Raw genomic sequence first — 16,091 nt, 5'->3', positions numbered from 1 at the left:
GCTACTGCCCCCAAAGGATCATTAAGCCCCAGAGAAATTGACTAAGGAGCCATAAAACTACTAACATTTGTACTGATAAACGCAGAGCAGTACACTTCATATAATCGGTAGTCACAGTCCAAATACCTACCCATGCATGCAAGGAAAGCGCAAACAATGCGATAAGCGATGCAATTCGAACTAAAACATGGGAAAAAAGAGCGTGCCATTGCGCAAACCCCAGTTCAGGGTGCAATAACAAAAAACCAATGATAAAAAAAGCATATGCAGCAAAATAAACGGCTGTAACTCTTTGAATCAACCAATCCTTTAACCCATTACCTGTTAAGCTGGTGACATTATTTACCATATCCAGATTCCTAGAAAAATTGACAAAATAATAGCAAGAAAAATGACTAAAACAGCCGAACGCCTACCAGCATCAAGATGCTCACCAAACCCCATATCCATCAAAAGATGCCTAATCCCTGCTAGCAAATGGTAAATCATTGAGGCACCAAATGCCCACATGATCATTTTATAAGCAGGATGAGACAGCAAATTTTTCACCTGTGAAAATGTTTCTTCTGATTGCATTGACTGGCCAAAAATGTACAACATAATGGGTAACAGTAAAAATAAAACTACCCCTGAAATCCTATGTAAGATGGACGCTATAGCCATAGGGGGATATTTTAAACTGCCCAAATCCAGATTAACGGGTCTTTTTTTGTTCACTGTGAATTTCTTCCTTAATTAGAAAAGTTAATTAAATAGCACAAATGCGAAGTATAGCACTCTGTTTTTATCGTGCAAGATAAGCTCCTGCGTAATCCGAGCAAATTTTAATTTGTATCCATCTAATTCAAATAAACTCTCTTTAGTTACCTCATTCATTAAAAAATCTTTAATTCAAAATAAATTTTGTAAATACTGTTAAATAATACTTAGACAGCTGACTCAATCAAAATGAATATTCTTACAAATTATCATTAAATAATGCAAATAATCATATTTTGTAACATTTCGATCTTTTATTGTGCTTATATCTGATGTGCCAAATGTAAGACCAATCTATTGTATTGCTAAGGAAACTTTTGTAAAGATGTCGCAAGCCATTGCATATGGCAAGGATATAAAGTGATTTAATAAAATTCAACTAAAAATAATTGGATAGATAATAAAAAGTGCATTAAAGACGAGTCGAATGAACATAATTATCTTTTGGGACCTGACCCGGCTGTTTTATAGGGTTGTCTAAATATTTCACGTGGCGATTCAGAAGGATATCCGTACTTGTCTGCATTTTGTTTGACAATTTGTAAGTAACGCTCACCCCATGCACCCGGATCAAAGTTAGTTACTACGACATTGTAGGGTAAATTGATAATCGACTCAAAGGCTTTTCTTTGGGGAAGCAAATGCCCACCGAAAGCTACTTGCACCTCTGTTTCTTTATCAACACCCTCTTCTTTCAAACGCTCAACCAGAATATAAATCATTTTTTCTATGGTCATATAGAGCTTATACATTGACATCCCGGCGGAGAACAGCTCCTCACCTTTGGAAGTAGATAATTTTGATCCTGAATCAAGAATAGAATATACAAATTCAAACTCATTTGTTCCGGGAATTAGTTCAGGTTTAATAATTACAGGAGGTGAAACAAGATCTATGGATGGAGATACAATATAAAGTTGGAAATCAGCCCAATGCCACCAGATTTGGTAAACTCGCTCAACCAAAGTTACAGGATCATTTAAATCTTCTTCCATTTGCAACTTGCGCAAGTCGATGCTGTTATCGATAGTATCGATTATTTCTAAATTTTCGTCAGCAGTAGGAATATCTGGTTCATCAGCCATTTGCTTACCACACGTAAATCAAACCTATATGAGTATATTAGCCCAAATTTAGTGAATGAGCACGAAAGTTAAAACAGCTTAAGTAAAAAACCCGTAAAAAAATAGAATTGGCACATCAGCGAACTATAAAACATATTGATAATATTCAGGGGCGCTAGAGCGACACTTAAAGCATGTACTTTGACAATTTGCCTTTTCCTGGCATTTACGGATTACGCCCTTCCCGATCCATAAATCAAGCATAGGTTGTAATGCTGGAAGATCCAAACGAAATTCCCTAGTCAATTGTTGGGTGCTCACCACACCTTCACGGCAAATGTAATCACGTATTTGCAACAGCATCATTCCCCCTTGAGCTGCGTTTGGTGTATTGGCGTACTCCCATAGCAAAAAGCAGAATCAATAATAAGACAACAATCCCGCTTATACTTTGCTCTGAATTCTGAATCCATTTAGCCAATTGATAAAATAAAACTGCGGTAACATACGCAATCACAAAAGACCAAATTACAGAAATCCACATATATTTCTTATTTGCTTCTTGTCGAATTACCGCCATAGTAGATACGCACGGAATATAAAGAAGTACAAACAACAGATAAGCATAAGCCCCTATTTTACCATCAAATCGCTCCGCCATAACTCCATATACTGACTGAGATACAGGACTGTCTGCTGCACTAGCCAATACAGGATTCATCAAAGCAGAACCCAATTGAGCTAAATTTTGTGGAATTGACCAAAAAGCCGCCTTAATACCTGCCCAAAAATCAAAATGTGCGGCAGCAATTTCAGTCACATGACCTACTTGCGCATAAAGTGAATTTAACGTACCAACTACTACTTCTTTGGCCAACATTCCAGTTAGTAACCCTACCGTTGCAGGCCAATTGTCCTGATGGATGCCCATGGGGCTAAATAGAGGAGTAATCGATTGTCCCATTAAAGAGAGCAATGATTGAGTGCTCGCTTCAGCCGAATTAATCCCACCATCTAAAGTAATGGCATTTAAACCACCCAAAATAACACAAATAGGTACAATTAATTTACCTGCACGCACAACAAAAAAACGCAAGCGCATAAAAGTCTCTTTAAATAAACGCTTAAGTGCAGGCTTATGGTAAGCAGGAAGCTCCAAAATTAAGGGAGAAGCATGCCCTTTTAAAGTTGTTTTGCGCAAGAGAAATCCTGTTAACACAGCCATCAAAATCCCTATAAGATACAAAGAAAACACAACGTTTTGTCCACCAGATGGAAAAAATGCGGCAACGAATACTGCATAAATGGCCAGACGTGCGCTACAAGACATAAAAGGGCTCATCATTACTGTTAATAATCGATCGCGTTCTGAATCTAAGGTACGAGCAGCCATAATCGCAGGAACGTTACATCCAAAACCAACAATCATCGGCACAAATGACTTACCTGGCAGCCCCATCTTCCGCATCGCCTTATCCACAACAAAAGCTGCTCTTGCCATATATCCGGAGCTTTCCAACAAGGATAAGAAGAAGAACATGGCAGCAATAACCGGGATGAACGTTAACGTGGTATTGATCCCTTTTCCAACACCATTTGCCAATAAAGCGATTAGCCAATTAGGTGCTTGAATTTGTTGTAATAACCAGGATGTCCCTTGTACGAATATTGTATCGGTACTGATATCAAAAAAATCCTGAAAAGCGCCACCGACATTAATCGCAAATAAAAACATCAAATACATCATCGCAAAAAATATGGGGAGAGCAAAAACACGATGCAACATAATCTTATCGAGTTTGGCAGTAAAATGTTCACTGGCATCACTGCGCTTTTTTTGTACGTCCGTAACTAGTTCATGTATTTTCTGATATCGTGCATCTGCCAATAATACATCAAGACTAGGATCTACTTCGTTCAATAAAGTTAAGTCCTGGCTGATTGCCTTATCGAATAGTAACTTATCACCCTCCGCGAGCCTGCGGGCATAATAATAAGCAAGCGATTGACTATACCCTTCGTCAATCAAAGTGTTTTCCAAAGTCATTAGTGTCTGTTGTATCGGTTTGGATAGAGGAAGCATCAAGGGAGTAACTGCTTGAGGTAATCGAGTCAATTCCTCCATCAGTTGAGTCATACCTATTTTTTTATGCGCCTGAATCGGAATAACAGGACAACCTAATTGTTGTGATAACGCTTTTGGATCTATGGATATACCTCTTTGCTGAGCAATATCCATCATATTCAACGCGAGCAGTACAGGTTTTCCTAATTCCAGAATTTGGGTGGTCAAATATAAATGCCGCTCGAGATGACATGCATCGATCACATTAATAATGCAATCTGCGTCAATGGTTACAACAGACTGGGCCGCAATTTCTTCATCTTGGCTGATGCCATCCGCATGCGCTACAAGAGAATAAATTCCCGGTAAGTCCGTCACTTCAATTCGTTGCTGCGCAACAAGAAAGGCCCCTGTTTTCTTTTCGACTGTCACACCAGGCCAGTTTCCTATGCGCTGATTATCACCAGTTAATGCATTAAATAAAGTAGTCTTGCCACAATTAGGGTTACCGACTAATAGTACATGAGTCATATACGCTCCAAAATCAATTGGCTCGCCTCTTCCTTGCGCAAAGTTAAGGCAGTTCCTCTGACTTCAATTTGTATAGGACATCCTAAAGGAGCCATTCGGACAACTAAAAACTCAGTACCGCAAGTCACTCCCAAAGACAAAAGTCTGCGTCTGTATTGCATCTCTGTTGCACCAAAACTAGTTAACCGTACTCTATCGCCTTGTACTAACTCTGTAATTTTTATCATGTTTCTAATAGCAACTCGTGAAATAACTTAATCATATTAACACAAATGAAATCGAGAATCATTCTCAATTTAGGAAAAAATTATACATTTATTTTGATTTTAGATAAATTCGTAGCCGAGGTAAAGCAAAGCGGAACCCATATTGGGTCACTTTTACTACTAACGCGCTCAAGAATTATCTGAAATCAACTCCTTAAGTTGTCTTTTGGGGTGACGTGCCAAATAATCTACCGACTGCATTTCCAGCAAACGACTTAATGTACGCTTAAAGGTTTCTTGCATTTCGCCTTCAACATACAACTCCTCAACTGCAACCTCTGCAGAAATAATAATATTGATTCCGCGATCATACATCACATCAATAAAGTGAATGAACATAATTGTTTGCAAGGTATGATTGGCTGTTAATGCAGGTATATTACTTAGAAATATAGTGTCAAATTTATCTGCGATCTCTAAATAATCCAATTGACTGCGGGGCAAATTACAAAGAATATCAAAAGCAAACCAAATCGATTGTTCTGCAAGCTTTAGGTATGGAATCTCGCGATTCTGTATTGTAATAGTACCGTTTTCTTTAAATTCGCGCGTCAAAAGCGTGAATTGTTGCTCCATAACCGAAGTGGTATGCTCATTTAAAGGAAATAAATAAGCATCTAACAATGGCGCTCTCCCAACCCGATAATCTCTTTGCTCATTTAAATGCAGTACCTCGCAGTGTTCCTTAATTGCTGCAATGGCTGGTAAAAATCGTTTCCGATGAACTCCATTGCGATACAAATCATCTGGAGGAATATTTGAAGAAATTACCAAAATAACGCCATAAGCAATTAAAGATTGCAATAATTCCGCTAAAATCATGGCATAAGCAACATCATGGACCATAAACTCATCAAAACAAAGTACCCGTGTCTTTTTGGCCAATTCCTTGGCGATTTGACGAAGAGGATTTTTCTGTCCTTGCAATCGTCTTAACTGCGCATCAACTTGTTGCATGAAATGATGAAAATGAAAGCGAGCCTTTTTTTTCTCTTCGAGGCAGTCATAAAATAAATCAATTAAGTATGTTTTTCCTACCCCAACAGGACCATAAAGGTATATCCCCTTAATTCGAGGTTTAATTAGTGGATAAAACCAGGAGGAATTCGATTTTTTTACGCTATTAGCAAGACACTCCAGATGCGTCAATATAATCCGTTGCAAGGGATCATCATCGATGTCGCCGCGATGAATTGCGGCTTCATATTGAGTAATCAAATTCATTATAAAATAACCTGAGTTCGAATGTATTCCATGAGCTTTGCTTTCAGCTCAATTAATTTTCCATGAAAAAAGTGGCCTGTGCCCGCAAATTGAATTACCGGTATTTCAACTTGGGCAGCAAAATCAAAAACCAAAGCAGGAGGAACTACTTCATCTTCATCACCTTGTACAATGAGCCAAGGAGATGGGATCGGATTAAATTCTTGATAATTATAATGATGCACTGCCGGAGCTACCGAAATTAATAATTTCGAATCCGATTGGGCCGCAGCGCGATAAGTCACATAAGAACCAAAAGAAAAGCCCGCAAAAATAAGTTTTTTCTCGGGTTGCACCTTTTGCCACTCACGAACCAACACCAACATATCCTCGCTTTCACCTATCCCTGCGTCATAAGATCCTTCCGATTGACCTACACCACGAAAATTAAAGCGCAATGAAGGAATACTTAATTCTCTAAAGACACGTGCTAAGGTAGTAACTACTTTATTACTCATTGTGCCACCCTGTAGGGAATGAGGATGCCCTAAAAAGGCGATAAAGTCAGAATGATTCTGCTCTGGAACAGTTAAAACTGCCTCCAGTTTCCCAGTCGCTCCTTGTAAAAATAAAGCATGCTCACCCGGGAGAGTTAATTTTTCAGTGATTTGCATAAAAAGCCTATTGTAAAGTACATATTTCACACAACTTGTTGCATTTTCCACGATGAAATAGTGGCTGTGCGAAACATTAATAATAACTCAGAATTATAGATGAACAAAATGCATAATGTGCAAAATGTAGCAACGCCCGAGTCAAAATAGCCATCATAGCCTTAAGCGTAATCCGCGGGGTTCAACTATGAGGCCTCCTCAGGACAACGCATTTACACCCACTTCTCATCTATCCTAATTTGCAATATGATAACCAATGTGAGAAGCGACTAATGGCTACTCATAATGCGCTGACCTATCGGCAGCGACTTCATATTTTAATTTTTTTTGGAGGACTTGATCCATGCGACAGGTACCTATAACATGTTTCGCTTTCCATCATAATGCTTACTCTTTTTTATTAAGGAGTAGTGCAGCATGAAAATTCATGATTTCAAACGTAAAAAAGACGAGCAACAAAAAATTTCCATGATAACTTGCTACGATTATCCGTCTGCCTGCATCGTAGCTGAATCAAATATTGATTGCGTCCTGGTCGGAGATTCTGTAGCCATGGCAGTACACGGCCATGAAACAACCGTTACGGCTACCATGGAGATGATGATACTTCATACCCAAGCCGTAGCACGTGGCCTGAATCAGCAATTTTTAATCAGTGATCTTCCCTTTTTATGCCATAAAAGTTCTCTGAGTCACACTGTAGAAAATGTAAAACGTTTATTACAAGCAGGTGCACAGGCAGTGAAAATTGAAGGAGCTGATGCAGATACGTGTCAAACCATTTCTCATCTTGTAAATGCCGGCGTCCCAGTTATAGGACATATCGGTTTAACCCCTCAATCCATTCATCAATTAGGTGGCTTTAAGATACAGGGAAAAAACCAAGAGCAGGCAGAACAACTGCTCCAGCAAGCTCATCAGTTAGAGGCGGCTGGATGTTTTGCTCTAGTCATCGAATGTGTTCCCCAACAACTAGCGCTCACAATAACCGAGTCGTTAAGTATACCTACTATAGGCATTGGAGCCGGTTTTCATACTGATGGACAGGTACTTGTATGGCATGACATGCTGGGTTTACAAACAGAATTTAATCCCAAGTTCGTCAAAAGATACCTTCAAGGCAAGGAACTTCTATTAGGTGCATTAAATGCCTATGCCCAACAGGTTCAACAGGTCAATTTTCCAACAGCGGAACATTCATTTTAATTAGAAAGTGGGCAGCCTAATTATTTGAATATTTTTACCAATAATTAAGCTGGTTCACAAATTGTAACTGTTAGAGCTATTGTGGCTGGGTTGAGGAATGCCAACCTGGATTATGTTTTATCTCATCCAAGCCACAATTTACTAGTTACCATAGTTCAGGAGTAACTCATGCAAATTTTTCACGATCTCAACGAATGGGTATGCTTTCGTAAAACTTTATCTACGCAATTAACTCTGGGCTTTGCGCCAACCATGGGTAATTTGCATGCCGGACATGCCTCTTTGTTTTTAGCCAGTCAAAAAGAAAATCACTATACTGTCTCCAGTCTATTTGTAAATCCAACACAATTTAATCAAACCGAGGACTTTAAACTTTATCCACGAACATTAGAAGCGGATCTTAAAATTATGGAAGATTCTGGTGTCGATTTTTGTATTCTTCCTAATGAGCAATCCATGTATGCGGATGGATACAATTATCAGGTGCATGAGCAACAACTTTGCCAACTTATGGAAGGAACTCATAGACCCGGGCACTTTAACGGTGTATTAACTGTAGTTATGAAATTATTGAACTTGGCTAAGCCTCATAGAGCCTACTTCGGTGAAAAAGATTATCAACAGTACTTATTGATTCAAGGAATGGTTAATGCCTTTTTTATGGATATTGAAATTAAAGCATGTCCAACGATCCGTGAGCCAAGTGGATTAGCTTACAGCTCACGTAATAACCGTCTCAATCAGGAACAAAAGGCCTTAGCTGAAGATTTTGCTAGATTATTTCAGCAAAAAGAGCGGACATGTGAGCAAATCATCAAACAATTAACTCAAAAAGGGATTGCTGTAGAGTATGTTGAAGAACATCACGGTCGTCGTTTTGCGGCAGTACGAATTGATAACATCCGCTTGATTGACAATTATTTATTGGGGTAAGTTCTATTATTTTAGCTTAATTGAAGCGAAGCAGAACCTAAGTTCTGCCTCACTTCACCCTTGTGACATGACTACAATAACTCTGGAAGTACTTCTTCCGGACTTTCTTCTGCAGCACGTTGCGGGGCAACTTGTTGGCGTGACACTCCAAGCGCTGTCGATTGTGCAGGAATACCAGCCCAATGAGTATTTTCAGGCAAGCGTTCCCCCTTCATTAGTAAAGAAAGGCTACCCAGAGAAGAGTTATCTTCCATCAACGTGTTGTAGAGGACAATTGAACCAACACCTACATTACAACCAGAACCAATAGTGACATTAGAGACCTTAAATATTCGATCCTCATAGAGATGAGTTTGAATTATTGTCTCGGCATTGATACAAACATCATCACCAATTGTAATTAAATCAAATTCTGAAAACTCAGCACTGTCTGTAAAAACCCTCTTCCCTGCTTTAGTTCCTAAACAACGATGTACCCAAAGCGCAAAAGGAGTCCCTAGAACTTTATTAGTCCAATGTGGGTTCGTATAGTAGTTATACGAATATTCAATCACATCATTTTTCCAAATAAAGGGATCCCAAATAGGCTTGGTTAAAGGTTTTAATTTACCTAACATTATCCATTTTAGACCGACCAATACCCCAACAAGACAAACTGTAATGAACATCTCTACTGGTGGAAGAACCAGTGCGGTAACAAGCCAGGAATACTCACTTAACATATAATCCAAGACATAAAGCATATTGAATAATGCAATTAATGAAAATGTCGATGGTAAAATAATTCGTATAAATTCAATGAGTAAACGCATGAAATAGAGTTTTTTGGAGGGATAAAATGTATCCTTATCAGAATAGCCAACAAATAACTCTCGCTTAGGTAAAAATACAGCAGGCGAACCCAACCAGGCAGAATAAGGCTCTTCTGCTCTCCCATCGGATGGAGTCACCGATAGACATCCTAATAGAGCGCCTTCACCAATCGATTTACCAGCAGATAATAAACTGACATTCCCTACAAAGCCTCTGCGCCCGATGGTCACCGGAGCAAAAGAAATAAATCCATTATAAACACTAGGCCAGGCTAGGGCTACAGAACTGGCGGTAAAACCACCTTCTTCAATAGTGACCAGGTCAGGAATAATATGCGGAGTTTCTCCCATTTCTACTCCTTTCCCTAATTTTGCCCCCAGCAATCGTAAAAAAGCAGGCATATATAAAGTGTCTGCCATAATCGAGATTTCATCCCCATCCAATAATTTCACCATAATCCAATGACGGAAATAATAAAAACTCTTTAAGGGATAATCGCCAGGTTTTACCTTATCCAAAATAATCTTTTTACAGAGCACAATGCATGAATAATATAATCCTAAAAACAGGATCGCCCCTAAAGGTACGGCAAAAAACATGGTGGTCAAGTAATGACTCTGATCATAGTAATAGCTAATAAAAGAGATTGAGGGAATTAAGCATAAATAATAAACTACCATGACAAAAACGACGCCTAAGTAATGCAAAATACCAAAAAGGGTATTTTCCAGCATGGTAGATTCATCAACCGCAACTTTTTTCCGAGTAACATGGTCCGCAGGAATAGTACCAGGTACCGCTGGAGAGCCTGAAAAATAGGCTCCTTGAGGAATTAAGCCTTGATCAGGCAGCATGGACATTTCATCCAAGACACCATGATCTTCAATCTGTGTATTTAATCCAACTACTGCACGTGATCCTATATAACAATTATTGCCTATATTGATGGGACCTATTTTTAACCAACCGTCCTCGATGATATAACCGTTAAGTCTACTGTCCGCACCAATAGAAGTATTATCTCCGATACTCAACAAATCATGTGCAGAAATTTGCATGGAACCCAAATAACAGTTCTTACCTATTTTAGCTCCTAGTAAGCGATAATAGATACCAGCTAACGGTGAACCGACTAAGAATTTAGCTAAAAACAAATTCTTCTGCAGCCTTTGCACTAACCACCAACGATAATAGAACCATCCCCAAAGTGGATATTCACCTGGCTTTACCCGTCCCAATAATATCCATTTCAAACCAATCGTGATAAATAACGAAATGATTGGCATCGATAAAAACAAAGCTAAAAATGCAAGCTGTGACTCTCTAGAAATAATCGAATACTCAGAGCTAACCCAGCTGTAGCACAAAATAACAGCCAATAGCTGTAAAGTACCTATTGCGTATTGCAATAAGCAGCCAAAAAATTGACCAACCCCACACAAATAATATTTCCATTGTGGTACTTTGTACTTTTTCTTAGCCGCTTGCTGCGCATCAATTTGTGGATTACTGAGAGGATCACTAAACTTATGTTCTAATTGCTTAATTGTTGGATTTTTATATAAATCAAGAATTGAGATATTTTTTAAGGCAGGTATTTTGCGTAAATTAGAAATTACTTTTGCTGCATGTAATGAATGCCCACCTAAATCATAGAAAAAATCTGCTCCAGCAGAGATATTCTTACAGTCAAATACGCTCTCCCAGACTAGAGCAATTTCCTTAGCTAACTCAGACTCAGGTGCTATATAAACATTCTCTGACTTTTGCACGGGTCTAGGAAGTTCTTTGCGATTCACTTTACCGCTGGCTAAAACTGGAAACGTTTCTAAAATCTCAATTAGAGACGGAAGCATGTAATCAGGTAAGCGTGACCTTAAAAAGGTTTTAAATTCATTTATATCAAATGCATTTTTTAGATCAAGAATCAGATATGCAACGAGTGTAGGTTGCTCCAGGGTTTGCAAAGAAACCACGGCTTGTTTAATTCCTGCATATTGCATGATTATGGTTTCAATTTCATTTAATTCAATACGAAATCCACGCAATTTGATTTGATCATCGATTCGCCCTGCAAAAAGGAGATCACCGCTAGGCGCTCTTGAAACTAAATCCCCTGTTCGATATAAGCGTTGATTTTTATTTGATGGATTTACAACAAATTTTTTTGCTGTATCTTCGGGACGATTAACATAACCACGAGCTAGGGCAACTCCAGCAATGCACAACTCGCCCTCCTCTCCTTCAGCGACTTCTCGTAATTGTTCATCAACGATGAGCACTTCATAACCAGGCAAGGGTTTACCAATGGTAACTTCCTGTTCAGGATGACATTCTGCATAAGTTGCAATAATCGTTGCTTCAGTGGGACCATAAGTATTAATAATCCGCAGCCCCTCTCTGCTCCAACGCTTAACCAAACTGGATGGGCAAGATTCTCCACCCAAGATTAAAATACGTAGATCAGGTAATTGGCCTTCTAAAGTAGACAATAAAGTAGGTACTGTTGAAAAAACACTAACTCGGTGTTGTTGTAAAAAGGGGATTAGACCTAGACCCGATCGCACTTCTTTTGCTGTACATGCAACAAGTGCGGCGCCATTGGCAAAAGCCATCCAAAACTCTTCTAAAGAGGCATCAAATGCCAAAGAAAAGCCTTGGTATACCTTATCATCACTTTTTATATTATAAAGTTTGCTCGCAACTTGCACATAATGGCAAATACTGCGTTGGGTAATTTCTACCCCTTTTGGTTTTCCTGTAGAACCTGAAGTGTAAATGATGTAACACAAGTCATCAGCAGTTAACTCTTCTTGAAGAGTTAATCGCTGCGCTGGACGCCTGGAAATTTCTTCGGCCAATTTATCAACTGCATAAAAAGTTGGCCATGCCAGATTTTTCTGGGCCAATTGCATAGACGAAGTTAAAACCGCATCAAAAGGTAGATCGGAGAAAATATAATTAATTCGTTCGTCAGGATAATCTACCTCAATAGGCACATAAGCTGCGCCTGTTTTTAACGTCGCCAATATAGCAATATAGCATTCTATAGATCGCTCTAATAGAATGCCTACAATGCTACCCTTGGAGACTTTGTTCTCATGAAGATAATGAGCTAATTGATTAGCACGATTTTCTAACTCTTGATAGGAAATAAACGCATTATCGCAAATCAAAGCAATATTGTCTGAATAATTATCAACTGATTGCTCAAAAAAGTGATGCAATTTCATAGTGTTATGACCGGATGAAAAACTCAAATTGGGAGTAGCTTCTACTAATTAGTTGATTTTCCACAATTTGGTTTGTTTTATTGCTTATTCTTAAAAGAAGCGAGTAAGAACTTACATTCATCCAATATATTATATTTAACGTCAATAGTAAAAGACTTATGGAAAAAACACAGAAACAGAAGCAAGATTATTTTTCGAGATTATAATTCTTTATTGTCCAATAATCGAGTCCAATGAGAATAGTTTTAAAATTTATTTCGCTACCAACTAAGGGATGTTGACAATTCATCTTCCCACCGCCTTTCGCGATGAAGTCGCGGAACGTCGGCTACGATGAATTATCAACACACCTTAAAATATTCCCGATAGAACTTAGCATGATCTGAACAAATTGGAGTTCCGGATTTATCATCCTAACATCACCCTGTCCCTCAATTTCATTCGAGCGGAACAGAAACTATTTCCCTAAAATTTCTTGCAAGAAATTGATCATTGCTTGCCATGAACGTTGAGCCGCAGCTGCATTGTAAATGGTTCCCAATTGCGTATCATGTGCCAATGGGTTAGTAAAAGCATGCTGTACATGTCCGTACATATGCATTTGCCAATCTACATTCGCATCAGTCATCTCTTTACAAAATGCCTGGGCAATATCGGGTTGAACCATAGGATCATCATAGCCATGCAAAGCCAAAATTTTAGCTTTAATCGGTTCAGAGTTCAGAGTTCCAGGTTTGTGCAGCAAACCATGAAAACTTACTACACCTTTGATGTCGGCTCCAGAACGAGCCAACTCAAGAGCACACATACCGCCAAAACAAAACCCAATAATTGCAACCTGCTTACTATCAACCTCAGACATAGAACTTACAGCCGTCAATCCAGCTTGAACACGGCGTCGTAGTAGGGCCTGATCAGAAACTAAAGGAGTCATTAATGCCTGTTTTTCCTCTATTGTAGAACCAAGCGTTCCTTGACCATACATATCTACAGCAAAACCGACATAGCCCATCTCTGCAAGTAATTTTGCCTTATCACAGGCAAATTCATTACGACCGGACCAATCATGAACAACCAGTACAGCAGGACGCGGCCCCACAAAGGATTTGTCATAAGCAACAAATCCATGGAGTTCCTGCTCATCATCATGATAAATATAATTTGAAGTATGCATCTCAAGTCCCCTGAAATAATCCCGAATTAACTTTTAGGAGTTCTAGTTTATAAAATTGAGCTAAAGAGATAAAGTTATGAAATGTATTAAGTTCGAATTCTGCACATAACAGTTTTTGCATTGTTCCGCTCACCTTTTCTTACCGTAAACCGTTTGACAGGTATAAACCAATTAAAGACGAAACGATAAAATACTCTTTTGATAAAATGTTTTATTTTAGGTGCTACAATTAAAGTAAACTCAGAAGGGGATCTAATTATGATAACTTCATCATTAATCCATGTACGAGATATTTTACATGCACAATTGTGTTATCAAGCGTTTATTACTCCTATCTTTCTTCCTCTGGAAAAGCAATATAGAGATTTTGCCAAACTAGCTTGTGAGTTTATTGAGGGTAGACGTACGGAAGTAATTCACCAGGAATTCCCACGGCACCATGTACTGCATCGTTTTGTACCCCAAAAAAACTCAAAAGGGAAAAAAATACTGATTACTCATGGGTGGATATCACGTGCAGCCTATATGGCTCGCATAATCGAGGCGCTATATCAGCAAGGTTATGAAGTATATGCTCTTGATTTTCCCGCACATGGAGAAGCAAAAGGATTACAACTACCCTGGACTGATGCGGTTGCTATTTTGAAGGATGCCATCAATCAGCACGGACCTTTCTATGCAGTTATTGGACATTCTTTTGGTGGCTCGATGTTACTCAATACTCTCAATGTAGCCGGTCAACTTCCTGAATGGCAATTAAATCATAAACCTGAACGTGCAATTTTAATTGCATCACCAACACAAATGCGCAGCCCTGTTAATCGCATTGCAAAAAAATTTAAACTAAGTGGCCATGGTTATCTGCAGCTTCGCCAGGTTATGAAGCAACAAGCACAATTTGATATTAAATTAATACGGCTACACCATTTCATTGCTCAATCCCCTGGCATCTCTTTTTTATGCATTCATGGAGAGTTAGATAATACGATTAGCACTAAAGAATCAATTGTGTTTTGTGAAAAATATCCAAATTCCAAGCTCTGCTTACTTCCCGATGCAAATCATGTAAGTGTCTTATTGGATGAACGAGTTGGCCCGTTGGTTTGTAATTTTTTGGAATAAAACAAAATATAGGTAAGGCAAGCGGAACACAAGAACTCTATTATAGGAATCCCGGGGCCCGCATCCCTTCACAAAGGCTACATATACTGTATGCGTTCGCGAAGATAGGTCAATCCCGAACGCATAGAGCCCCCGGAATTAAGGAATTACTCACTTTCTATATATTGCCGCAGTTTTTTCATGGCATTTTTTTCAAGCTGCCGGACACGTTCAGCAGACACGCCATATTTCTTAGCCAAATCGTGTAATGTTAGCTTTTCTTCAGCTAACCAACGTTGCTGTAAAATGTCCTGACTGCGTTCGTCTAACTGGTCCAGGGCAAGCATCAGTCGTTCACGCCCATGATCGCCTGCATTTTCCTTTTCCAACAATACAGAAGGATCATCATTCGCATTAAATAAATATCGCTCTGGTGCTGTATAAAATTCATCATGTTCGTCCGCATCTGGAGCATCATAAGGTGTATCCATCGCGTTCAGACGTTGTTCCATAACTAATACGTCTTCGCGGCTTACACCCAAATCATTTGCTACAGCATTAACCTCTTCATTACTCATCCAGCCTAAACGATTTTTCATTTGGCGAAGGTTAAAAAATAATTTACGCTGTGCCTTGGTTGTTGCAATTTTAACAATACGCCAGTTGCGTAAAACAAACTCATGTATTTCTGCTTTTATCCAGTGCACTGCAAAGGAAACAAGACGTACACCCATCTTGGGATCAAAGCGTTTTACCGCCTTCATCAAACCGATATTGCCTTCTTGAATTAAATCGTTCAGAGGTAAACCATACCCTAAATAACCACGAGCGACGCGAACAACATAACGTAAATGAGCAAGAACCAAAAGTCGTGCAGCCTCAAGATCCCCTTCAGTATGAAAACGCTCGGCATAAGCGATTTCTTCCTCTAAGGATAACATAGGAATTTGATTGACCCTGTGAATGTAGGAATCAAGACTGCCCACAGGTAAATTCATTTCGGCAAGTTGCAAATATTGACTCATGCTTCTTCCTTTAAAAATTTCTCTGTAAAAACAAGATATAAAAT

At 38.9% G+C, this 16,091-nt stretch carries 14 protein-coding genes; 3 read left to right on the top strand and 11 right to left on the bottom strand.

Annotated elements, in window-relative coordinates; translation table 11 throughout:
* Position 1: 1 nt before the first annotated feature.
* From sdhD to BW930_RS11930, 8 genes are all read right to left on the bottom strand, one after another.
* The gene (sdhD, locus tag BW930_RS11965) at positions 2 to 349 is read right to left on the bottom strand and encodes a succinate dehydrogenase, hydrophobic membrane anchor protein (protein ID WP_058468739.1); all 348 of its coding nucleotides are present in this window, start codon (positions 347 to 349) and stop codon (positions 2 to 4) included.
* Positions 343 to 717 (bottom strand): succinate dehydrogenase, cytochrome b556 subunit, encoded by a 375-nt coding sequence (sdhC, locus tag BW930_RS11960; RefSeq protein ID WP_058468740.1) that lies wholly within the window; start codon positions 715 to 717, stop codon positions 343 to 345. The genes sdhD and sdhC overlap by 7 nt, the downstream gene beginning before the upstream one ends.
* A gap of 479 nt (positions 718 to 1,196) precedes the next feature.
* Positions 1,197 to 1,844, bottom strand: a complete 648-nt coding sequence (locus BW930_RS11955) for a hypothetical protein (RefSeq protein ID WP_058468741.1) — start codon at positions 1,842 to 1,844, stop codon at positions 1,197 to 1,199.
* Positions 1,845 to 1,967: 123 nt separating this feature from the next.
* Positions 1,968 to 2,186 (bottom strand): FeoC-like transcriptional regulator, encoded by a 219-nt coding sequence (locus BW930_RS11950; protein WP_058468742.1) that lies wholly within the window; start codon positions 2,184 to 2,186, stop codon positions 1,968 to 1,970.
* Positions 2,167 to 4,419 carry a Fe(2+) transporter permease subunit FeoB gene (gene feoB / locus BW930_RS11945; protein ID WP_058468743.1) on the bottom strand — a complete coding sequence of 751 codons (2,253 nt, stop codon included), beginning with the start codon at positions 4,417 to 4,419 and terminating at the stop codon, positions 2,167 to 2,169. The genes BW930_RS11950 and feoB overlap by 20 nt, the downstream gene beginning before the upstream one ends.
* Positions 4,416 to 4,646 carry a FeoA family protein gene (locus BW930_RS11940; protein WP_058468744.1) on the bottom strand — a complete coding sequence of 77 codons (231 nt, stop codon included), beginning with the start codon at positions 4,644 to 4,646 and terminating at the stop codon, positions 4,416 to 4,418. Before BW930_RS11940 ends, feoB begins: the two co-directional genes overlap by 4 nt.
* A gap of 168 nt (positions 4,647 to 4,814) precedes the next feature.
* On the bottom strand, positions 4,815 to 5,909 hold the full coding sequence (zapE, locus tag BW930_RS11935) for a cell division protein ZapE (protein WP_058468745.1): 1,095 nt from the start codon (positions 5,907 to 5,909) through the stop codon (positions 4,815 to 4,817).
* Entirely contained in the window at positions 5,909 to 6,562 is a 654-nt protein-coding gene (locus BW930_RS11930; RefSeq protein WP_058468746.1) for an alpha/beta hydrolase, read from the bottom strand. The genes zapE and BW930_RS11930 overlap by 1 nt, the downstream gene beginning before the upstream one ends.
* A 417-nt stretch (positions 6,563 to 6,979) precedes the next feature.
* Between BW930_RS11930 and panB the strand changes: the two genes are divergently transcribed.
* Positions 6,980 to 7,768, top strand: a complete 789-nt coding sequence (panB, locus tag BW930_RS11925) for a 3-methyl-2-oxobutanoate hydroxymethyltransferase (RefSeq protein WP_058468747.1) — start codon at positions 6,980 to 6,982, stop codon at positions 7,766 to 7,768.
* Between the two features lie 168 nt (positions 7,769 to 7,936).
* Entirely contained in the window at positions 7,937 to 8,701 is a 765-nt protein-coding gene (gene panC, locus BW930_RS11920) for a pantoate--beta-alanine ligase (RefSeq protein ID WP_058468748.1), read from the top strand.
* Between the two features lie 71 nt (positions 8,702 to 8,772).
* On the opposite strand, the gene BW930_RS11915 is transcribed toward panC, so the two are convergent.
* A complete protein-coding gene (locus BW930_RS11915; protein WP_058468749.1) occupies positions 8,773 to 12,747 on the bottom strand; it encodes a Pls/PosA family non-ribosomal peptide synthetase in 3,975 nt (1,324 codons plus the stop codon).
* 457 nt (positions 12,748 to 13,204) lie between these two features.
* Entirely contained in the window at positions 13,205 to 13,921 is a 717-nt protein-coding gene (locus BW930_RS11910) for a dienelactone hydrolase family protein (protein WP_058468750.1), read from the bottom strand.
* 258 nt (positions 13,922 to 14,179) lie between these two features.
* Here BW930_RS11910 and BW930_RS11905 point away from each other — a divergent pair, with 258 nt between their 5' ends.
* The gene (locus tag BW930_RS11905; protein WP_058468751.1) at positions 14,180 to 15,043 is read left to right on the top strand and encodes an alpha/beta hydrolase; all 864 of its coding nucleotides are present in this window, start codon (positions 14,180 to 14,182) and stop codon (positions 15,041 to 15,043) included.
* Between the two features lie 146 nt (positions 15,044 to 15,189).
* On the opposite strand, the gene rpoH is transcribed toward BW930_RS11905, so the two are convergent.
* Positions 15,190 to 16,047, bottom strand: a complete 858-nt coding sequence (gene rpoH / locus BW930_RS11900; protein WP_058468752.1) for an RNA polymerase sigma factor RpoH — start codon at positions 16,045 to 16,047, stop codon at positions 15,190 to 15,192.
* Positions 16,048 to 16,091 lie beyond the last annotated feature (44 nt).

The sequence above is a fragment of the Fluoribacter gormanii genome (assembly GCF_900156395.1).
GTDB classification, from domain to species: Bacteria; Pseudomonadota; Gammaproteobacteria; order Legionellales; family Legionellaceae; genus Legionella; species Legionella gormanii.
This window is presented reverse-complemented; position numbering and strand designations above follow the sequence as displayed.